General features: G+C 71.1%; 21 protein-coding genes. 9 read left to right on the forward strand and 12 right to left on the reverse strand.

The annotated features are described in order from the left end of the window. Positions 1-102 precede the first annotated feature (102 nt). Entirely contained in the window at positions 103-1,800 is a 1,698-nt protein-coding gene (locus DFR74_RS26985; protein ID WP_067508791.1) for a GMC family oxidoreductase, read from the forward strand. Positions 1,801-1,861: 61 nt separating this feature from the next. Here the strand turns inward: DFR74_RS26985 and DFR74_RS26990 are convergent, their stop codons facing one another. Beyond that, the gene (locus DFR74_RS26990; RefSeq protein WP_228791176.1) at positions 1,862-2,533 is read right to left on the reverse strand and encodes a hypothetical protein; all 672 of its coding nucleotides are present in this window, start codon (positions 2,531-2,533) and stop codon (positions 1,862-1,864) included. Positions 2,534-2,777: 244 nt separating this feature from the next. On the opposite strand from DFR74_RS26990, the gene DFR74_RS26995 reads away from it, so the two are divergent. Beyond that, the gene (locus tag DFR74_RS26995) at positions 2,778-3,449 is read left to right on the forward strand and encodes a TetR/AcrR family transcriptional regulator (RefSeq protein ID WP_067508684.1); all 672 of its coding nucleotides are present in this window, start codon (positions 2,778-2,780) and stop codon (positions 3,447-3,449) included. A 6-nt stretch (positions 3,450-3,455) separates the two neighbouring features. Here the strand turns inward: DFR74_RS26995 and DFR74_RS27000 are convergent, their stop codons facing one another. The 8 genes from DFR74_RS27000 to DFR74_RS27035 form a co-directional block, all read right to left on the reverse strand. Beyond that, entirely contained in the window at positions 3,456-4,295 is an 840-nt protein-coding gene (locus DFR74_RS27000; RefSeq protein WP_198161725.1) for a DUF72 domain-containing protein, read from the reverse strand. A gap of 291 nt (positions 4,296-4,586) precedes the next feature. Continuing rightward, complete coding sequence (locus tag DFR74_RS27005) at positions 4,587-5,906, reverse strand: hypothetical protein (RefSeq protein WP_147265944.1); 1,320 nt, start codon at positions 5,904-5,906, stop codon at positions 4,587-4,589. A 471-nt stretch (positions 5,907-6,377) separates the two neighbouring features. Next, on the reverse strand, positions 6,378-7,880 hold the full coding sequence (locus DFR74_RS27010; RefSeq protein ID WP_067508690.1) for a hypothetical protein: 1,503 nt from the start codon (positions 7,878-7,880) through the stop codon (positions 6,378-6,380). Positions 7,881-8,029: 149 nt separating this feature from the next. Further along, positions 8,030-8,479, reverse strand: coding sequence for an Rv3235 family protein (locus DFR74_RS27015; protein WP_147265945.1), 450 nt, complete (start codon positions 8,477-8,479; stop codon positions 8,030-8,032). 312 nt (positions 8,480-8,791) lie between these two features. Continuing rightward, positions 8,792-9,913 (reverse strand): acyl-CoA dehydrogenase family protein, encoded by a 1,122-nt coding sequence (locus DFR74_RS27020; RefSeq protein WP_067508795.1) that lies wholly within the window; start codon positions 9,911-9,913, stop codon positions 8,792-8,794. A 151-nt stretch (positions 9,914-10,064) separates the two neighbouring features. Beyond that, positions 10,065-11,489, reverse strand: a complete 1,425-nt coding sequence (locus DFR74_RS27025; RefSeq protein ID WP_067508693.1) for a DUF1254 domain-containing protein — start codon at positions 11,487-11,489, stop codon at positions 10,065-10,067. Between the two features lie 51 nt (positions 11,490-11,540). Next, positions 11,541-11,732 (reverse strand): ferredoxin, encoded by a 192-nt coding sequence (locus DFR74_RS27030; protein ID WP_067508695.1) that lies wholly within the window; start codon positions 11,730-11,732, stop codon positions 11,541-11,543. Beyond that, the gene (locus tag DFR74_RS27035; RefSeq protein WP_067508697.1) at positions 11,729-13,183 is read right to left on the reverse strand and encodes a cytochrome P450; all 1,455 of its coding nucleotides are present in this window, start codon (positions 13,181-13,183) and stop codon (positions 11,729-11,731) included. Before DFR74_RS27035 ends, DFR74_RS27030 begins: the two co-directional genes overlap by 4 nt. 104 nt (positions 13,184-13,287) lie before the next feature. On the opposite strand from DFR74_RS27035, the gene DFR74_RS27040 reads away from it, so the two are divergent. Then, entirely contained in the window at positions 13,288-13,944 is a 657-nt protein-coding gene (locus tag DFR74_RS27040; RefSeq protein ID WP_067508699.1) for a TetR/AcrR family transcriptional regulator, read from the forward strand. 341 nt (positions 13,945-14,285) lie between these two features. After that, positions 14,286-14,699: a hypothetical protein gene (locus DFR74_RS27045; protein WP_067508701.1), complete on the forward strand. Its 414-nt coding sequence runs from the start codon at positions 14,286-14,288 to the stop codon at positions 14,697-14,699. Positions 14,700-14,706: 7 nt separating this feature from the next. Here DFR74_RS27045 and DFR74_RS27050 read toward each other — a convergent pair whose 3' ends face one another. Then, positions 14,707-15,207 carry a CGNR zinc finger domain-containing protein gene (locus DFR74_RS27050; protein WP_067508703.1) on the reverse strand — a complete coding sequence of 167 codons (501 nt, stop codon included), beginning with the start codon at positions 15,205-15,207 and terminating at the stop codon, positions 14,707-14,709. A 25-nt stretch (positions 15,208-15,232) separates the two neighbouring features. On the opposite strand from DFR74_RS27050, the gene DFR74_RS27055 reads away from it, so the two are divergent. The 5 genes from DFR74_RS27055 (at position 15,233) to DFR74_RS27075 (ending at position 19,278) form a co-directional block, all read left to right on the forward strand. Then, a complete protein-coding gene (locus DFR74_RS27055) occupies positions 15,233-15,406 on the forward strand; it encodes a hypothetical protein (RefSeq protein WP_228791172.1) in 174 nt (57 codons plus the stop codon). Between the two features lie 98 nt (positions 15,407-15,504). Then, a complete protein-coding gene (locus tag DFR74_RS27060; RefSeq protein WP_067508707.1) occupies positions 15,505-16,533 on the forward strand; it encodes a cation diffusion facilitator family transporter in 1,029 nt (342 codons plus the stop codon). Between the two features lie 322 nt (positions 16,534-16,855). Then, positions 16,856-17,572 carry a VTT domain-containing protein gene (locus DFR74_RS27065; protein WP_067508709.1) on the forward strand — a complete coding sequence of 239 codons (717 nt, stop codon included), beginning with the start codon at positions 16,856-16,858 and terminating at the stop codon, positions 17,570-17,572. Between the two features lie 94 nt (positions 17,573-17,666). Beyond that, a complete protein-coding gene (locus DFR74_RS27070; protein ID WP_067508711.1) occupies positions 17,667-18,731 on the forward strand; it encodes a DNA polymerase III subunit beta family protein in 1,065 nt (354 codons plus the stop codon). Positions 18,732-18,795: 64 nt separating this feature from the next. Next, complete coding sequence (locus DFR74_RS27075; protein WP_067508713.1) at positions 18,796-19,278, forward strand: hypothetical protein; 483 nt, start codon at positions 18,796-18,798, stop codon at positions 19,276-19,278. A 133-nt stretch (positions 19,279-19,411) separates the two neighbouring features. Here DFR74_RS27075 and DFR74_RS27080 read toward each other — a convergent pair whose 3' ends face one another. Together DFR74_RS27080 and DFR74_RS27085 are read right to left on the reverse strand one after the other, a co-directional pair. Further along, entirely contained in the window at positions 19,412-20,467 is a 1,056-nt protein-coding gene (locus DFR74_RS27080; RefSeq protein ID WP_067508716.1) for a DNA glycosylase AlkZ-like family protein, read from the reverse strand. Positions 20,468-20,503: 36 nt separating this feature from the next. Further along, a complete protein-coding gene (locus DFR74_RS27085; RefSeq protein ID WP_067508797.1) occupies positions 20,504-20,917 on the reverse strand; it encodes a DUF7144 family membrane protein in 414 nt (137 codons plus the stop codon). Between the last annotated feature and the right edge of the window lie 191 nt (positions 20,918-21,108).

Raw genomic sequence — 21,108 nt, forward strand, 5'->3', positions numbered from 1 at the left:
GGTGGCCGGAAATGCCGATTTGTTGGCCGTCGCTGTGTCCCACCGCCGCGCCGGGCGTCCCTACCGTGGGGATACCAACGCGGCGAGGAAGGTGTGCTGACCATGGGATTCGACTACGACGTGGTGGTCGTCGGTTCGGGGTTCGGCGGCAGCGTGTCGGCGCTGCGGCTGACGGAGAAGGGCTACCGCGTCGCGGTGCTGGAGGCCGGCAGGCGCTTCCGCGACGACGAGTTCGCCGAAACCTCGTGGCGTATCAAGAGATACCTATGGGCGCCGGCCCTCGGGTGCTACGGCATCCAGAAGCTCGCGCTGCTGAAGGACACGTTCGTGATGGCGGGCGCGGGCGTGGGCGGCGGCTCGCTGGTGTACGCCAATACCCTCTACGAGCCGCCGGACCGGTTCTTCGCCGACCGCCAGTGGGGCCACATCACCGACTGGCGCGCCGAACTCGCCCCGCACTACGACCAGGCCAGGCGCATGCTCGGCGTGACGACCAACCCCGCCACCACCCGGTCGGACCGGGTGATGCGGGAGGTAGCCGAGGAGATGGGCGTCGGCGACACCTATCGGCACACACCGGTCGGCGTGTACTTCGGCGGTGACGGCGTGCGGCCGGGGCAGGACGCGCCCGATCCGTACTTCGGCGGCGTCGGGCCGAGCAGGCGGGCCTGCACGCACTGCGGCGAGTGCATGACGGGCTGTCGGCACAACGCCAAGAACACCCTGGTCAAGAACTACCTCTACCTCGCGGAAAAGGTCGGGGCCGAGGTGTTTCCGCTCACCACGGTGACCGACGTGCGCCCGCTGCCCGGCGGCGGATACACCGTGTCGACCCGGCGCACCGGCCGCGTCGTGCGGGCCGGGCGGCGCGATTTCACCGCCGAGCACGTGGTTTTCGCGGCCGCGGCGCTCGGCACCCAGCGGCTGCTGCACAGGTTGCGCGACACCGGTTCGCTGCCGGGCCTCTCACCCATGCTGGGCAAGTTGTCCAGGACGAATTCCGAGGAGTTGCTCGGCGCGCGCACCCGGCGCGACGACGCCGATTTCACCAAGGGCGTGGCGATCACGTCGTCCATCCACCCCGACGCCGACACCCACGTGGAGCCGGTGCGCTACGGACGCGGCAGCAACGCGTTCGCGCTCATGGCCACCGTGCTGGTGAGCGGTGACATGCCACGCGTGCGGCGCTGGCTGCGCGCCCTGTGGCGGGCCCGGCGCGATCTGGCGCGCGCCTACTCTCCACGCCACTGGTCGGAGCAGACCATCGGGCTGCTGGTGATGCAGTCGGTGGACAACTCGATCACCACCTACACCGCGCGCGGTTGGTTCGGGCGCCGCCGGATGACGACGAAACAGGGTGCGGGTGAACCGAATCCGACGTGGTTGCCGTCGGGGCACGAGGTGGCACGCCGTGTGGCGGACAAGATCGACGGGTTCCCGCTCGGTACCGCGTCGGGGGTGCTGGGAATTCCCATGACGGGTCACTTCATCGGCGGCTGCGTCATCGGAGACAGTCCGGAGACCGGTGTGGTGGACCCGTACCACCGCGTGTACGGCTACACCGGGCTGCACATCATCGACGGCTCCACCATCTCGGCGAATCTGGGCGTCAACCCGTCGCTCACCATTACGGCCCAGGCCGAGCGCGCTCTCTCCTTGTGGCCAAACAAGGGTGAGGCCGATCCGCGACCCGCGGCGGGAGCGCCGTACCGGCGTCTGGCGCCGATTCCGCCGCGTCGCCCCGTGGTGCCGCCGACGGCGCCCGCCGCCCTACGCCTGCCGATCGAACCGGTGCGGTGAGGACCGCGCGACGCGAGATCGGTTCAGGCCCAAACGATTTTCCGCTCCCCGCGGACGACCCTCACAGGTCGGGCCGGGCGATCTTGGTGATGCGGAACCCGTCGCCCGCCTCGGTGACGCTGACGACCTGGCGGTAGGTGCGGGCGGGCTCGTCGGCTCGGGATTCGGTGATGACCACGTCGAACCGGCCGTCCGGGAGCGGCAAGATCAGCACGCAGTGGTCGGTGCCGGGCGGCACCGAGGCGATGCCCGCGTCGATGACCGCCTCGCTCGACACCGACGCGTCGGAGGTGGTGACCGCCCGCGCGTCCGCGCCGGATCGCGTGACGTAGTAGGCGTACTGGAACGCCAGCACCACGTCGGGGCCGCTGTCGCGCGAGCCGGTTCCGTTGCCGCGCACCATCTGTTCGGTTCTGGTCGGCTCGCACCCCGGTCCACCGCCGAGCACCGGATCCCCCACGGTCGCGGACTGTTTCGGGCCCGCCCCCGCCGCCGCGTACACCAGCACCACGGCCACCGCCGCCAGCGACGCGACCACGGTCGCGCCACCCACCAACCACGGCCGCCGCGGGCCGCGCGGTGGCCGCCTGCGCGCCTGCTTGCGCAGCGGTTGTCCGGGCTGGGGCTCGATCATGCCCGGCCACATCGGCACCGACGATCCGGGACGGATCCGGCGCGGGCCGGACCGGCGCGCGCGACCGCGGTCGCCGAGCTCGAACGTGTCCGACGCCATGACCGCCGCACCCTCCGTATCAATACCGTTGCGCAATAACAAGATTGCACAGGTGCGCCGGAATTGCCCGGCGAATGGCGCAGACAGGTCACCAGAGGTACGGCGGGTGATCGCCCGGCATACGGGTGGCAACGAATCGGGGCCGTCCACCGATAGTCCCGACGGGTGGAGCCACGCAACGACGCACCGGCCGTGAGAGCGCGGCCGCGCTCCCCCGATCAGGGTTCGACACAGGGAGGCACATATGCGCCAGGACCGGGCGATCGTGCGCCCCGCGACGCTACCCCGCAGTGGATTCGCCGAAAGGCACCGCGCGGCACGCGAAGCGGTACTCGCCTCGCAGCGCGGGCGGATCATCTCAGCGATGGTCGAAAGCGTGGACGCCAAGGGCTATTCGAGCACCACCCTCACCGATATCGTGGGGCTGGCGCGGGTTTCGCGCAGCACGTTCTACGAGCACTTCGCCAACAAGGAGGACTGCTTCGTCGAGGCCGTGCACACCGGCATCGACATCGTCGCCACCAGGATCGCCGAGGAGCTGGCGCAGTTGCCGCCCGGCGCCGACGCGCGCACCAGGATTCGCTGCATCGTGGTGGCCTACTGCGAAATGGTCGCCAGGGAACCGGATTTCGCGCGGGTGGTGCTGGTGGAGTCGTTCAAGGTGGATCAGGCGGCGGTGGCCTACCGCGATCTGGCCGTGGACCGGTTCGCCGAGCTGTACCGGATCTTCCACGCCCAGGCCCGCGCCGCCGATCCGGACCTGCCCGCGCTGGCCGACGATCTCATCACGCTGGTGCCCGAGGCGATCGGCGAACGGACCCGCCGCATCGTCATCGCGGAGGGCCCGGCCGCCGTCCCCGGATACGCGGACCTGTTCGTGGAGTTCGCGAATACCGTACTCGGACTGCGGGATTGACGCGGATCAGAACAGCGTCATCGGATCGCGCTCGACCGGCTCGGGCAGCGGGTCGAGTTCCGGGACGCGGGCGCGGACCTCGGCGTGGAAGCGGCGGGCCAGGTCGAGGGCCGACGCGTTGTCGGGGGTGTGCACGAACACGGTGGGCGAGCGGCCTTCTCGCAACCATCCGGCGACCGTGTCGAGCCAGGGGCGCCAGCCCGCGACGGTGCGCTCGGGGTCGTCGCGGCCGTGGTAGCGCACCATCGGATGCTCGGTCAGCGCGCGGGTGCGCCGGGGGACGCGCGGCTTCTTCGACCACGCCTCCTGTTCGGCGGCGGTCACCGGTGCGCCGTCGAACAGGACGGTGGTGTCGAAGATCGTCCACTCCGCGCCGATGCGGCCGAGCAGGCTCTCCAGCGTGGCGCCCGCGCGGTCGTCGTCGAAGAACGCACGGTGGCGCACCTCGACGCAGTACCGGTACTCACCCGGCAATCCGCGCAGGAACAGCGCCAGCGCGCCGAGATCGTTCGGCCCGAAGGAACCGGGCAGTTGCGCCCAGAGGGTGTGGATGCGCGGGCCCAGCGGTTCCATCGCGTGCAGGAACTCGCGCAGGTCGGCGTCGGTGTCCTTGAGCCTGCGCTCGTGGGTGATCGTCTTGGGCAGCTTCACCACGAACCGGAAATCCGGATCGGTCTGCGCCGCCCAGGTTTCCACCGTCCGCCGGGCCGGCGTGGCGTAGAAGGTGGTGTTGCCCTCCACGGCGTCACACCGCTCGGCGTACCACCGCAGCCTCTCCCCCGCCCCCATCTCCTTGCCCTGCCACGCCGCGTGGGTCCACATCGCACATCCCACGTGAAGCCGCATGCCGCGACGTTAGCGCACGGCGCGCGGGCCGTGTCTCCCGGAATCCCGGTCCCAGCCCTGCCGATCAGCGACATGCAGGTAACCCGGTCCTGGGGCCGATCCGCCCGGCCGACAGTCACCGCACCGCTTCCCAGGACGGTGCCAGGTCCTTCCCGAGCCCGCGACGCGGCCGGAAGCTGGCGCGTTCAGCCCGGAGCCGGAGGCCTCGGCTGGGCGTGTCGACACCTCAGCCCGAAGCCATCGGGCGGCCACGATCTCGGTTCGGATGCCGCCCAACGGCGGCCTCCCAGCTCAGCCCGGAGCCGGGGCTGCCCCGCCGCTCTGGGCCGGGCCTTCCGAGCGCGCGGATTCGGGTTCGCGGAGGCGGTACAGGAGGGTGATGGCGAAAGCGCAGCCCACGGTGACGAAGACCGCGGTCAGGCCGGGGGCCGCGCGCAGCAGCAGGCCGGGGTCGCTGTCGCGGGGCGGGGCGTCGAGCGGGCCGCCGAAGACGCGGGCCCGCACGGCGACCACCACACCGGGCACGAACAGGGTGCCGATGGCGAGGACCAGGCTCGGGCTGTAGCCGGAGACGGCCGAGGTGAAGCAGTAGCCCGTCACCACGGCCAGCGCCATGCCCGCGGTGCCCGCGGCCGCGACGGGAGTCTCGCGCGGCACGGCGGTGAGCGCGCCGAACAGGCCGAGCGCACCGAGCACGCCCAGCGCGACCATCGGGTGCGGCCACTGCGTGCCGAGCACCATGCCGCCCACGGTCGCGCCGAACAGCAGCGGCACCGTCCACATCGAGAGCGGCGTCAGCACGATGGCCCCGCCGGCGGCGGCCACCGCCGTCGCGAGCAGCACCAGCACGCCGTCGCGATCGGGCAGCAGCAGCGCCGCGACGGCGGCCACCGCGACCGTTCCCACCGCGACGAGGGCGACCGCGCTCGGCGAGGAGCCGTGGCGGGCCAGCCACTCCGACCCGCCGAGCGTCACGGTCATCACCGCGAGCACGGCCACGATGGGCCGCAGCGGCAACTCCACGGCGATCACCCGCGGGAGACGCGGCCGCCGGTTCCGCAGCGCGCACACCACCACCAGCAGCGTGGCGGGACCGAGCAACCACAGCGAGAGCGGTTCGGCGACGAACCACGCGCTCGGCCGCGCGGGCCGCTCGTAACGCGCGCCGCTCATATCCCCGAGCACGATGCTGGTGAGCGCACCGAGCGCCCCCGCGGCGGCGGAGAACGACGGCAGGGGCACGGCGGCCAGCAACCCGCCGAGCAGCGCGCCGCCCGCCATGGAGTCGATGTAGTTGAGCGTGCTCAGCGGCGCGATCGCGGCGAATCCGCGCCCGAGCAGGTGATTCACCAGCAGGGCCGTCATCGCGGCCAGCGCGATGAGCCACGCCACCATTGGCGAGTCGGCCGTGCTCACGAACACCGCGACCACCACCGCGACCACGCACCCGATGGCGGTGGCGCGCGGCAGGCTGTGCGCGGCCAACTCCATCTCCAGCGTGGTCGCGCCGCGCGCCCACGCCAGGGTGATGGGCGTGGCGAGCGCGAGTCCGCCTATCACGGCACCGAGGAACACCGTGATCGACTCCACCACCCCCGTGCAGTGTCGCACCAGGTCAAAGGTAGTTCAGAGATCGTTTCACCGGGCGCTTTTCGGGCGCACGCCCCGGTGCCACCACGTGACCGGGCCCGATCACCGGGTGCCCGCGCAACGGTCCGAGCGCGACACATGATCGCCTCCGCGCGCACACGATCAACACAACATCACCCGACAATCAGGGCACGGTCCCGACACACCACGCGCACGATGGATCCCGCGTCACCACCCGACAGCCCGGCGAGGAAGCGAGAGCGCACCGACGCCGAGCCGGGAAGTCCCGGATCGGAGCGTGCCACCGGTGAGCGCGGCCCTCGACCGTGATCGCCGGAAGTACCCAGCCGGAGCTGGATCGGTGACGTCGTTCCTTGCACCCGCGCTCGTCGCGGCGTGAACCATTTCCAACGTTGCGACGAGCGTAGGTCCGGGCGCGGGGGTGGTTCGCGCGTAGCGCGCTACTCGAATTCGCGGCCCGCGCCACGCATTTCAGGGGCGCCCGGATTTGCGGAAGAACAACACGTGTTCGTGATCGATGAGCGGCATGGTCTTGCGGAGCTGGCGGATGCCCGCCGAGGGCAGATAGGTCAGGTTCGCGAACGACTGCGTGTTGCCGAACGCGGCGCGCAGCTTGTTCTCGGTCGCGAAGTTCGCCCCGTGCGCCGCCAGCACGCCGAAATCCAACGGCGCCAGCGGTTCGTCCAGGGTGGCCGGTCCGCTGGGGCGGCCGAGGGCGGCGTACTGGGTGGCGCGGCCCTGCTCGTAGCGGCACAGCTCGTAGGAGGTGTTCTCCGTGACGGTCACCGACACCACCGGCCACTGCCGCGAAAGACGCAGCGCCAGCGGATGTTTCCCCACGGGCGCGAGTTCCCAGTTCAGGCTCATCACGGTGACCCAGCCGCCGTAGGACATCTCGATGATCACCACATCGTCGCCGAGTGAGGGGGCGGTGTTGAAGTCGGCGCGGCCGATCACCCAGTCCTCGTCGTCGGCGACGAGATAGGTGGAGCTGTCCACCAGCTCGATGTCGTCCTCGGCGTAGGCGGCCGCGACGGCCTCGCGCAGCTGGGCGATGGCGTCGCGGTCGGGACAGCGCACGGCGAGCGCACCGAAGGTGGGGCCGATCTCCAACGGCATCGACGGCGGCTCGGGGTCCTCGCCCGGCACGAGCGGGCGCAGGCCCACCAGGGCGAGCCGCCAGTTGATCTCCTCGACGGTGGACAGGTCGCCGGAGGTCTTGCGCAGGATCTGGGTCTGGGTGAGCCTGCCCGCCTGCTCGAGCGTGCGGCACTCCAGTTCGCGCAGCGCGTTCAGCGACTTCGGCGTGAGGTCGAGATCGCGGATTCCGCAGGCGCGCAAGCGGATCGACATACCGGTCGAGGTGTAGGCCGAGTAGCGCTCGCGATACATCGACAGCGCCTGCTTGCGGGAACGGCCGATCATCAAGGTGCGCAACAGCGTACTGAGGCTGGCCAGGTACTTGCCCGCCAGATCGGGATTGGCGGAGGCGAGTTCGGCGCGGATGCGCGCGGCGTCCTCGGCGGCGGCCACGGCGGCGTCCTGGTCGAGCCTGCCCAGCCACACGCCGCATTTGCCCAGACCGTCGGCGCACATGCCCGCGACCTGCGGAAAGGTCTGCGCCACTTCGCGATAGGCGTGGCATGCGTTGCGGATGGTGCTGGCCGCGAGTTCCCGGTGCCCGGTCTGGCGGGCGGCCTGCTCGAAGACGCGCAGCGCGTCCTGGAGTTCGCCCGCGAACCGCGCCGACACCTCGCCCTGGATCAGCCAGTGCAGCCGGATGCCCACGGACTCCTGCGCCGGGGCCAGCGCCTCGGTGGTGCGGTCGCGCGGCGCGCCGTTGGTCCTGGTCGCGAGCAGCGCCTTGGCGAGTTCGCCGAGCGAGGCGGCCAACCGCACCTCGGCCTCGAACGTCCGGTCCCGCGCCGCACTGCGATCCACCGCCACCTGGCGCTCGATCGCGCTCAACTCCATCGCGATCCCAACTCCCGCATCACCTTCCACACGGTCGTCCACCGGCCGCGTCCGTCGCCGAGAGTCTGCCACACCCGCGCCCCCGACGCGCCCGCGTCGCACGGATCCGCTGGTGCATCACGTGCGCGGGACCCGAGGTGTGTTGTCCTTCACCCCACACGCACCGCGGTCAACCGCCATTTGCGCCCGGTGCGCACGACGCGGGCGGCGAGGGCGAAGCGGCGGTGGCCGCGTTCGTAGCCCGCGCAGATCTCGGCGATGCGGTCGTCGACCGGGATCGCGTCGACGCGGACCAGGACGGCGGTGCCCAGTTTGCGGCGGGCCTCGGGTTCGCTCGCGGCGAGCGTGCGGACGGCCGCGACCACGGCCGGCTCGGCCACCGTGGCGAGCTGGGCGGGTGGCCTGCGGCGGTCCAGCACCTCCAACAGCAGGCGAAGGGCCTGGACGGCGAAGGTGTGCGCGGCCGCGGCGTCTTCACGGTCGCGCTCCGGCCCGTGCGATTCCCGCAGGGCGATCCGCAACCCGTCACCGATCCGCGACGCTCCCCGCGAGCGCATCCGCCGCGGCGGCTCCCCCAGCGGCGGCTCGTTGCGCGGCACCGCCGAAAACACCTCGTCACACCCCGACACCCGGCCCCCTCGACTCGAAACCCCTGACGAGAGGCCGATTCTGCCGATCCGTTCGCACCGGGCATGCGTAGTCCACTACGTGATTCCCCTCCGGCAAACCCACTCTTTGCAGGCAGAAAATCGGACACTCCGGCTGGAATCCGCCATCGACCTCGGCGTCGAGACCGACCGGTCACCTTGCGAGTAGTCGGTGTCGCCCCGGTGCCGTGGGCTGTTTCACTCGGCAGATCCATTCCGCACGTTGCCGGAAGCGCACCAATTGCAGCACCTCACTCCGCGCGCTCACCCCTCCTCGACGCCCAGCACCTCGCGTCCGATGACGCCCGCCAGCACCTCGGTCGAATACGCCATGAGCTGGCCCGCTTCGGCGTCGCGGAGGTGGCGTTGGATGGGTGAGCGCTTCAGGTATCCCGAGGCTCCGCCGACGCGGACGCCGAGTTGGGCGACGTCGACGGCGACCTTGTTGGCCAGGTACTTGGCGCGGCCCATGGTGGGCAGCGCGGCGGGAATCGCGTTGTCCGCCAAGTCGAGTGCGCGCTCATAGAGGGCGTGGGCGGCGGCGAGGCGGGTCTGGACGTCGGCCACCTCGTACTGCACCCACTGCTGGTGAGCCAGTGGCGCGCCCAGGATCTCGCGCGACCGGGCGTGCTCGACCAGGGCGTCGAGGGCCGCGTCGGCGATGCCGAGGGAGATCGCGGGCAGGCCCGCCGGGATTACCGCGAAATCGCCGGGACCCGGTCGCCTGCCGCGATATTCGGCGCGCAGCACGGTCCGGTCGAACGACAGCAGTTGGCTGCGGGTGGCGCGCAGGCCGAGCGTGTCCCAGATCGGGATCACCGACACCGTGTCGTCGGGGACCACGCCGAAGAAGGTCGGCTGACCGTCGACAAGGGCGTTCACCAGCAGGTAATCCGCGATCTCCGCGCCGGAGACGAACCGCTTCGCCCCGGTCAGCGTCCAGCCGCCCGCGCCCGGCTCGGCCACCTGCTGCGGTTGCAGAAACCTGTTGCCGCTGGCCGGTTCGCTCAGCGCGTTGGCGAATCGCTTGCCCGCCAGGAACTCTTCGGCGAAGAACGAACCCATGGTCTCGGCGGTGATCTCCGCCAGCGCGACCCCCGCCCCCGCGTGCATGGTCCAGATGGTCGCGATCGACGGGTCGGCCGCGGCCAGCGTGCGCACCACCCAGCCGAACGCGCGATAGCTCAGCCCGGTGCCGCCGACCCGATCCGGCAGGACGGCGCGATCGAGCCCCGCCTCGTGCAGGGCCGCGAGGTGAGCCACGGGAATCTCCGCCCGCTCATCGAATTCGGCTGCGGTGGCGCGGAATTCGTCGGCCAACCGCGCCACGCGCGCGAGCGGCTCCCGTTCGTCGGCTCGGACCGGGAATTCGAAAGAATCGGTCACGGTGAACACTCCGTTCACTGGATCGGCGGGACGTTGCCAGGGTAGGCGGCGCGTCGCGCGCGGGGGTCCGAAACGGGCTCGGCGGGCGGTAGCGGATGCCGCCCGATGTGGACCTCGCCGGGCGAACGCGCACCGCCACACCTCGCGGGCATCAGATCGGCGTGACCGGCGGCAACCGCCACGTCCCCTCGATCGCCTCGGTGTGCGGCGCGTACATCCGCAGCGTCAGCGAGAACGCCCCCTCACGCGGGATCGGCAGCCAATTGCCCTGTGGCACAGCATCACCCGGGTCCTCGTGCTGGATCGCCAGCTCCACCGACCCGTCCGGTGCGGGCACCACGGGCACCTCGTGACCGATCGACTGGATACCCGCTGCGTTCGGCACCAGGCGGTCGTCGGCCCCGTACGCGGTGAGCGACCAGAACGCGTCGACGGGCGGCAGCGCGCCCGCCTCGAACCGCAGACGGAACCGGTTCGGCACACCGTCGGAATCGGCGTCCCCGAAGAAGGTCGGATAGATCGCATCCTGAGGAAGGTTGGCGCCCAAACCTTTTCGCGCGACAGCGGCGCGGTGCAGATACTCGGTGCCGTACACGCCGGTGCGCGGATCGAAGGACCACCCGTTCTCCAGCCGGGTCTGCGGATCGACGTAGACGCCGATGGTCTGGGTGGCGTCCCGCACCACCATGCGCAGATCCTCCTCGGTGAGTCCTTCGATCCGGCCGCCCGGTTCGACGCCGATCCTGGCGAAGCGCGCCATCGCGGGCGCGTCCACCGGCGCGGGCGGATCGGTGCTCATCCGCGCGCACAGGCGGTCGAAGAACTCGCGCGGGTCCATGCGCGCGACGCGCTCCGCCGGGGTCTCGTCGGTCGGCGGCGGAGCGGCGGTCGAGGCGGTCTCGCGCCCCGCGACCCAGTCGCTGAGCGTGGCCACCCGCATCTCCTGCTGGATCGCGCGCACGGCGGCCACGTCGTCGGGCCCGTTCACCTGGATGCGGCCCAGCAGCCAGACCGTCGGGGTGGGCATCGGCAGCGGCGTGAGCCCGGCGGGCAGGTCGCCGGACCACCCCGGCCCGGTGATGACGTAGGTGTAGGGCGGCGTCGTGGTGCCCGGCTGCACCTGGGGACGCATGCCGCTCGGATTGTGCACGGTGTTGGACCACGCGTCCATGAATTGCAGCAACCAGAACCGCCCCGGCTCCACCGCGGGCATCCGCACCACCACCGGCTCCTCGGAAAGATCCAGCCACGCACTGGAATACAGCGTGTCGAGGTTCATTCGCACCACGTCGTGGCGTTCCGGGGTCGGCGGCGCGGTGGCGTGCCAGAGGCGATCGGCGGGCGCGACGGCGAGCGAGGCCGTGCGCGTGACGTCCATCAGGACGAAGGGGTACCCGAAGACGTAGGCGTCGTGGGCGATCGCCCGGAGTTCGCCAGAGGCCGCCGTGGTCGTCTGCTCGGCCCGTCCGCAGGCCCCGAGTCCTGCGGCCAGCGCCACGCCGGCCAAGCTCAGTACCGTCCGTCGCGCGATGCCGCGCCGCACGCCGGGGTCCGGATCACCTTCCCGCTCATTCATGTGCCCGCGAGTATAGCCACGAATTTGCCAGCGAACCGCGGTACGGGCGGATCAGGGGTCGATCAGCAACGCTCGAACCGGACAACTGTCCACCGCGAGGTGTGCCAGGTCGGCGTCCGCGTCGGCGACCGGACCGGGGCTCGGCACCACCACGCCGTCGGGGCCGACGCGCAACAGCTCGGGCGCCAGCGCCTCGCACATGCCGTGCCCCTCGCAGCGGTCCAGGTCGGCGAGCAGTCTCACGCGCGGATCCGTTCCAGCCGGAGGGGCAGTCCGTCGGCGGGTGTGGGCCCCGTGCCCGCCACCAGCGGGACGCGATAGCCGGACGGCACGGTCCAGCGATAGCGCAAGAGCATCTGGTGCATCACGGCTTTCACCGTCATCCCGCCGAAGTACAGGCCGATGCACTTGTGCGCGCCGCCGCCGAACGGCGCCCACGCGAAGCGGTGCGCTTTGTCCTCGCGGCGCTCGGGCGCGAACCGGCCGGGATCGAACGCGTGCGGGTCGCGCCAGTACTCCTCGGTGCGCATCATGGAGTACGGACCGCACAGCACCAGCGTCCCCTGCGGGACGTAGTGGCCCAGGATGTCGGTGTCGCGCAACGTTTCCCGCACCTGCTGCGCCACCGGCGCGTACATGCGCAGCGCCTCCTTGAACGCCATGTCCAGCGTGGGCAGCCGGTCCAGGTCGTCGTAATCCAGCGCGTCCTTGCCCAGGGCGCGCGATTCGGCGCGCAGCGTCTCCTGCCAGTCCGGGTGCCTGCCGAGTTCGTAGGCCAGCATGGAGGTGGCGATGGTGCTGGTGTCGTGCGCGGCCATCATCACGAAGATCATGTGCTGGACCACCTCGTCGTCGGTGAAGGCGTGCCCCTCCGCAGTGGTCGCCCGGCACAGCACGCTGAACAGGTCGGTGCCCGAACCCGCGCGCTTGGCGGGCAATTCGCGGCGGAAGTACTCCTCCAGCACCGCGCGCCCGCGCAGCCCACGGGACCAGACCCCGCCGGGCACGTTGGTGCGCACGATCGCGGCGCCACCGCGCACGGCGTCCTCGAAGGCGTGCCCGAGCCGGGCCCCTTCGGCGCCGAGTTCCGCGCCGGCGAACACTTCGGTGGCCTGTTCCAGCAGCAGCTTCTTGACTTCGGTGTAGACGGGGAAGTCCGAGGCGGGCCGCCACCGCGCGATGCCACGGCGCAGCAGCGGCGTGGTGAGGTCGAGGTAGCCCACGAGACGGGGACGGGTGAAGGCCTGCTGCATGATCCGGCGATGGAAGAGGTGCTCGTCGAAGTCGCGCAACAGCAGCCCGCCGCGGAAGAACGGGCCGATCAGGAACTCCCAGCCACGCTGCGCCGAGAACACCTTCTCCCGGTCCAGCAACACCACCTCGAACGCCTCCGGACCGACGACCACCACGGCGGGCCGCCCGAGCACACCCATCCAGCTGACCGGACCCAGTTCTTCGAAACGCCTGCGGGAGAACGCGATCGGGTCGGCCAGCGTCTGCAAGGTGTAGCCGATGCCGGGCGGGCCGAAATCGCCGGGCGTCGGGCGCAACCCGCTTCCCGGCGGCGGATCGGCGAGCGGACGCGGCCGCACGGGGTAGCGCCCGACGACGCGGGCTCCCGCGCGCTGCACACGCCAGAAGAACCGGGTTCGCAGTTGCCTTGCGCCGTCGGCGACCTGCTGGGGCGGGTGCATGACCGTCTCCCTTCCGCGACTCTGCGTGTGATTCAGACCATATCGGAAACGCGCGTTTCCGTAAACAGTTGTTTCCCAATTACGTCGTGTGAAAAACTGCGAGCGTGACCCGGGCATCCACCGGCACCTACCGAGGTGCCTCCACCGCCGAGCGCCGCGAGGACCGGCGCAGGCGCCTGCTCGACGCCGCACTCGACATCGTCGGCACCCACGGTCCGGCCGCGCTGACCGTGCGCGGGGTGTGCGAACAGGCCAAGGTGGGCCCGCGCTTCTTCTACGAGGCGTTCCCCGATCTGGACACCATGGCCTGCGACCTGCTGGTCGACGTGCAGACCTCGGCGCTCACCCGCGCCCGCCGCGCGGTCGCCGACACCCGCGGCGCGCCCGCCGACCGCATCCGCGCGGGCGTCGCGGCGCTGGTCACCGACCTCACCGACGACCCGCGCCGCGCCAAGGTGATGCTCGCCCAGACCTACGGCAGCGAGGCGCTGATGCGCACCCGGTTCGCCGGGATGCGCGAGGTGGCCACCACCATCATCGAGCAGACCCGGCTGGTGCTCGACCTGCCCGAGGGCCAGGACACGGCGGTCGCGGCCACTTCCCAGCTCATCACCGGCGGCGCGGCCGAGTTGATGCTGGCGTGGCTGGACGGCGAGCTGCCCGTCGACCGCGACGGGCTGATCGATCTGCTGGCCGAGTTCGCGATCGCGATGATCGACAGGTTGCCCGAGGTGGCGCGGCGCACCAGCGATCCGGCGTAGCGGCGGCGGTCGAGAGCAAGGCGCCTCGAAAACCCTTTCGGCCGAACGCATCCCACCTGGTCACCGCCTCGGAATCATCGCGGCTTTATTTCCGATCGGTTGAAACATGGTGCGGCGGAATGTCTTTCACCACACCCCGGTGATCAATCGGTAACGGCCACGTAGCCGAGCCGATACACTGATTTACAGGTCGGTCGTCCTCGGAAATGGCGCACCGGCCCCGGGTACACGATGTCCCCACACCCCAAGACCGGCTGTTCTCTTCTGAAGACGTTGGGAGGCACGATGATCCACCAGCTCTACTGTCGCGCGTACCCGCGTCCCACCACCGGAGGTGCGGAATGATCGAGAGCGCGTACGCGGCCGCGGCGCAGGACACCACCGGACCCCGCCTCGGCGACCCCGACACCCCGGGCAACCTGCTGCCCGGCAACCGCATGTGGAGCGTGTCCGCGGTCGTCGTCGAGGCCGACGGGCCGAGCCCGCGCCACGGCGTGGTGGCGGGCGCCGACCTGGGCGACGCCGCCGAGCAACTCTGTGAATACCTGCCCGAGGCGCACAGCGACGGCGACTACTACCTCGTCGCGCGGGAGGTGCCGCTCGTCACCCACGGCCCGCGCAGCGGCGGTCAGACACCGCGGCGCGCCTGGGTGAGCCCGATCCGCCGCGACGACGCGGGCCAGGCCACGTTCGGGCGCTGGATGCGCGCCGAGGAGCATCCCCACTTCCGGCAGCACCCGCGCGTCACCAACTGAGCGGGGCTCAGGCCGTGCTCCGCAGGCGGTGCTCGGCCACGTGCACGCGGTTCGCGCATCGCGTGGAGCAGTAGCGCCGCCTGCCGTTGCGGGAGGTGTCCACGTAGACGGTGTCGCAGCCCTCGCGCGCGCAGCGGCCCATGCGCCCGGCGTCCTCGCAGAACAGCGACGCCAGTCCGGCCGCGGTGTAGGCCTTGACGCGCTCGTCCATCGGGGCATCCTCTCGTGCGTAGTGCAGATGCGGGGCGCGGCCGTCGTGGGTCGAGATGTAGGGCTGGCTCGTGGTCTCGGCCAGCAGTTCGTTGAGCGCGCGCACCGAAGGCCGCTCGAACACCTCGCGCAGCCGCGCGATCCAGCGGCGCAACTCCGCGGACTGCGTCGCGTCGAGGGTGGTGATCGGCTTGTAGCCCGTCTCGATCAGCACCTCGCGCATATCCGTCCTCGGGTCGGCGTTGACCAGGAGCGCCGCGAGTTCGGCCGCCGTGCCGCCGTAAGGGTTGAAATGCATAAAGCCATTACATCAGGCTGGACGCATGCTCGCTACCTGCCCTTCCTGCTCCTGGCCCTCGCCCACCCTGGTCTCCGCGCACGGCTCGGTCCGCTACCTGCGCTGCGTCTGCGGACAGTGGCTGATCAGCGAACACGGCACCGTGGTCGCGCTCGCGGGACGCGGCGGGTTCACCGAACCGGCCGTCGACTGCTGCTGAGCCCCCTCACCTGGGATTACAAATGCGATAATGCGCATGTCTGCAAGATAGGCTAGGCTTCCCTCCGGCATCCGCCACGGAGGAAAGGGTTCTCGATCATGGGAGATCATTGCGCGACGCCGTCGCCGGGGGCATCCGCCGCCGATGCCGACGGGCACCCGCGCGAGCGGCATTCCCACGATCACCACGGACACGGCCGGCACGGGCACGACCACGGCGTCTCCGCCGATTCCGACCCGCGCTGGCTGGGCGCCGCGCTCACGCTGATCGTCACGTTCATGGCGGGCGAGGTGGTCGTCGGCCTGATGGCCAACTCGCTCGCGCTGCTCACCGACGCCGCGCACATGCTCACCGACGCCGCCGCGATCGCGCTCGCCCTCGTCGCCATCCGGCTGTCGAAACGGCCCCCCGGCGGGCGCTACACCTTCGGCTACAAGCGCGCGGAGATCCTGTCGGCCCAGGCCAACGGCATCACGCTGCTGCTGCTCGCGGTGTGGTTCACCTACGAGGGCATCCACCGGCTGATCGAGCCGCCCGACGTGGCGGGCCCGCTCGTGTTCTTCACCGCGCTGCTCGGCATCGTGGTCAACATCCTGGCCGCGTGGTGCATCAGCAAGGCCGATCGCAACAGCCTCAATGTCGAAGGCGCGTTCCAGCACATCCTCAACGACCTCTACGCCTTCATCGGCACGGCGGTCGCGGGCGCGGCCGTGTGGCTGGCCGGATTCGCCCGCGCCGACGCCATCGCCGCGCTCGTGGTGGCCGCGCTGATGGTGAAGGCGGGCTGGGCGCTGGTGCGCGAATCGGGGCGCATCTTCCTCGAGGCCGCGCCCGCGGACCTGGACCCCGACGCGATCGGCGCGCGACTGGTCACCGTCGGCCACGTGACCGAGGTGCACGATCTGCACGTCTGGGTGATCACCTCCGGCGAGCCCTCGCTGTCGGCGCACGTGCTGGTCGAAGACCGGGCCGACTGCCACGCCGTGCGCGCCGAGATCGGACGCGTCCTGCACGACGAGTACGGCCTCGAGCACACCACCCTCCAGATCGATCACGCCACCGAGGCGGACGCACCGCCGCCGGAACTGCACTGTGCCGAACCACACGGCCGGGTGCATCGCGCCTGACCAGCCCGCCGCCCCGAGCGAATCGGGCGAATCGGGCATCGAGCGGGGCTCGCGCGCGGGGTGATCCGCGCGGGGGCTGGTGTTACTGTGTCTCAGGTCCGGTGGCCGGACGAGCCGGTTGCGGCGCGGCCACCCGCGGTACCGCGACACGCCGGAACCGCGCGGGGCCGAAGAGCATCTATCGTGGAAGCGGGGCCGCGCCTCGCACGGGGCGGACGGGCGAACCGGTCCGTCCGCGGTATCGCTGGTTCGAAGGTAAGAGGGGCGCTCGACATCGGCGAGCGCTTCGGGCAGATCGGGAAGGTAGCCAGGTAGCGAACACATGACGATTCACACCGCAACGGGATCGGTGACCACCAATCTCGCACTGCTGCCAGGGTTCCTGGACCCGGTGAACCTGCTCAACTCGTTCGGCACCTGGATGCTGATCGGCCTGCTACTGGTCGTCTTCATCGAATCCGGTCTGCTGTTCCCGCTGCTGCCCGGCGATTCGCTGCTGTTCACGGCGGGCCTGATCGCGGCGTCGAAGTCCACCGAGATCGCGCCGTTCGCGCCGATCGGGGTGCTGCTGGTGCTGATTCCGATCGCGGCCGTCCTGGGTGACCAAGTCGGGTACTTCATCGGCTCGCGCGGCGGCACCGCCCTGTTCAAGAGCAACGACGCGCGCATCTTCAAGAAGAAGTACATCGACGAGTCGCACGCCTTCTTCGAGAAGCACGGCCCGATCACCATCGTGCTCGCCCGCTTCGTCCCGATCGTGCGCACCTACGCGCCGCTGGTGGCGGGCGCGGCCGGGATGAAGTACCGGATCTTCGTGACCTACAACGTGCTCGGCGGCGTGCTGTGGGGTTCGGGTGTGACCTACCTCGGCTACCTGCTCGGCCAGATCGAGTTCGTGCGGGACAACATCGACTACATCTTCCTGCTCATCGTCGCGGTGTCGGTGATGCCGATCGTGGTCGAGGTCGGCAAGCGCATCCTGGCGCGCCGCCGGGGTGAGCCCGCCGCGGAGGCGGAGGAAGTTCCCACCCGCTCCTGAGTTCTCTTCCCGAACGCCCCGGCCCGCACGGCCGGGGCGTTCGCGTTTTCCGGCGGGTTGACCTTCAGGTTGGTCGAAGTCCCATGATGGCCGGGTGCCGAACTCCGAAGAGCTGATCACCATCGGCGCGCTCGCGCGGGCCAGCGGCCTGACCGCGAGCGCGCTGCGCTTCTACGACGACTGCGGATTGTTGGTGCCCGCCGAGGTCGACGCCGTCACCGGGTACCGGTACTACACGCGGTCCCAGGGCGAGCGCGCCGCGCTGATCCGGCGGTTGCGCGGTGTGGAGGTGCCGCTGGACACGATCGCGCGGGTGCTCGCGGGCGACCGGGATCTCGCGGGACGGCTGCTCGACGAACACGCCGCCGCACTGGCGCGCCGCGCGGCCGAGGCCGCGGCGGTGGCGGCCGAGGTCAAGTCGGCGTTCGCGGCGAGCGTTGTCGCGGTGCCCGGCCCGGCGCTGGCCGGGGCTCTGGCCCAGGTGGTGACGGCCGCGGCGAGCGGGGATTCGGTGCTGGCCGGTGTGCTGATCGAATCGGACGCGACCGCGCTCACCCTCACCGCCACCGACCGCTACCGGCTCTCCACCCGCGGGCTCGCGCCGGTGCGCGCGAGTACCGACCGCTGGTCGCGCGTGGTCGAGGCCGCCGCCCTCGAACCGCTCGACAGGTGGTTGTCGGGTGCGGGAGAGATAGTGCTGACGCCGACCGACCACGGTGTGCAGTTGTCCGACGGCGGAATTCAGCGGCATTGCGCGGGCATCGCCGAGGAGTATCCCGACTATCGCGCGGTGCTGACCGGGCTCCCCGAGGTGCGTACCCGCGTACTCGTGCAGCGAGCGGAGCTGCTCGCACGGTTGGAGACCGACGCCGAGGCGCTGACCTTCGACATCACCGGTGGCGAGCTGCGTCTGGCGGGGAGCGCCCTGCCGGCGGCCGTCACCGGGGATCCGCTGCGCATCACCTTCTCCCCCGCCGTGTTGCGGCCCGCGATCGACACCGCCCTCGGCCCGGAGATCATGCTCGACCTGGCCGGCCACGACCTGCCCGCCGTGGTCCGCTCCGCGACCGACGGCGCGCTGACCAGCCTCGCCATGCCGATGCTGCCGCCGGGCCCGGTGAGGGCCGATGGCGTGTCGCTGGACCCTGATGACCGATGACCACCACTGCGGAACGCACGTGTCCTGCGCCCCCTCGAAACCGCCCGTTCCGAAAGGACTCTCGATGACCGACCCCACCATGAACGCCATCACCGCCGCCGTCGAACGTGGCCGCGCGGGTGAGCGCGACGCCGCGCGCACCGAGCTCACCGCGCTCTGGCGCGAGATCGGCCCGCTCGGCGACGCGCTGCACCGCTGCGCGCTCGCGCACTACCTCGCCGACCTGCACGACGATCCCGCGCGGGCGCTGACCTGGGATATCCGCGCCCTCGACGCCGCCGACAGCGTCACCGACGAGCAAGTGGCGGCCGCAGGCGCGGGCCCGACCGCGCGCGGCTTCTCCCCCTCCCTGCACCTGAACCTGGCCGACAACTTCCGCCGCCTCGGCTCCTTCGCCGCCGCCCGCGACGAACTCGCCGCCGCCCGCGCCCACGTGGACGCGCTCGCCGACGACGCCTACGGCGCGATGATCCGCACGGCGCTGGACGAGATCGAGGCCGACATCGACGCGGGCCGGACCGAACCCCGGGCTTCCGCACCTCGCTGAGTAGGGGCCTGCGCGCACGTCGGCCGCGCGCTGCCGCCCCTGCCTGCCGTCGAGCCCATGGCCTGGTGATCGAGCCGTCGCAGGGCGATGGTCCGATCTGTGGAAGCACTCGACGGAGCGCCGCGACTGGGCCCTACGCCCAGTCCGGTTCGAGCCGATCGTCCCCCGTCGTCCGGTGAGCCGCTTCTTCGGCGTCCGTGCGCACCCGGGTGGGCAGGGGATCGAAGGGGGTGAGCGTCATCCGGTGGTCGGTGCGACGGTAGCGCCAGGTGCCTGCGACCTCGCCGTCCACCAGGATCGCGCCGGGGGCCGAGACTGCCCGCCACACCTGGGCGCGGCGGGTGGTGTCGGGGACGAGCAGCGCCCGGTCGGTCTGCCGCAGGTACGGGTCGTGCGCCGGGACCAGCGCGACGCCCTCGGCGGGCGGCGCGGCGACGAGCTCGTCCACCAGCCGTTCGGGCAGTTCGTAGCGGTGGCCGTCCACGCGGACGCGGACCAGCGCGAGGTCCGGATCGCGCCAAGCCTCGTCCACGTCCGCGCCCAGCCAGTCGCGGAACAGCGGACGGGTGATCGGGCCGTTCACCCGGAAAAACGCGCGCAACAGTTCGCCCCGCGATCCGGGCCGGTCCGAATCCGGGTGCGGCGGGGTGGGATACAACAGCGTCGTGCGGGTCTCGTCCGACGCCAGGACGAGCTGCGCCTGGCGGCCCGCGGCACGGAACACCGCATCGCCAACATGCTCGGCACCACACCGCTCGCACCACGCGATGTGCTTACGCGACACACGACCGGTGACGGCCGTGCTCGCCTCTCCTTTGCCGATCGGTGCGACGACCACCTCGCGCAATGCCGCCGCCACTTCGGTCACGGCGTCGACATAGTCCGCGCCGCCTTCATCGCTGTCGACCGGGGCGAGCGCGTCGCGCAGGAAGTCCATGTGCTCGAGCCGGTGGGCGTGCGGCGCGCCGCGCACCGTCCACCACACGATCAGCGGCCCGGCCGGCGTGACGGTGCGGTCGAGTGACTCCCGATCCGCCCGCACCCGCAGCGACTGTCGCGCGCCGTCGCCCCGGCTGTCCTGGAACCCGAGCAGCAGCAGGTCGTCCCACGCGGCCTCGCCGGCGAGTCCGTGCGCTCGCCAGCGATGGCCGAGCCATCGTGTCCGGTCCAGTGCGGTCGCGGCGGGCATGTCCGCCTCCGTCCCGGCGACCCGCCCGGCCGCCTACTAGGTCGCGTCGGTGCGCCAGGTGGACACCGCCCAGATCACCACGATATTCAGCGCGATGATGAGCAGCGACCAATACGGGTAGTACGGCAACCACAGGAAGTTCGCGACGATCGACAGCGCCGCGATGATGACGGCGGCGACCTTGCCCCACGTGGTGCCGGTCATCAGCCCGAGCGCGCAGACCACGAGGACGGCGCCGAGCACGATGTGGATCCAGCCCCAGGCGGTGACGTCGAACTGGTACACGTACTCCGGCCCCACGACGAACAGTTCGTCCTCGGCCACCGCGGAGATCCCCTCGAAGATCTGGAGTACGCCGACGGTGAGGAGCAGGATCGCCGCACCGATCGAGGTGCCCGCCGCGATGCCCTGGCGGACCGGATGCTGGGTTTGGGGAGTGGTCATCTGCATGCCCTTCCGCGAAGGAGAATCCTGGATGTCCATCCCAACCGGTACCGCCCGGTGATTCCTCACCCGTTCCGGGTGAACAACGCCGGTGGGCGCGCGGGCGGAGGGGCGGTCAGCGCTACCAGGTCCGGAACCCGCAGCGCGTCTCGACCGCGTCCCGGTGCCGGGCGTGAGCTCCGGCAAACGAACGTCAC

It is taken from the genome of Nocardia puris (assembly GCF_003315035.1).
GTDB classification, from domain to species: domain Bacteria; phylum Actinomycetota; class Actinomycetes; order Mycobacteriales; family Mycobacteriaceae; genus Nocardia; species Nocardia puris.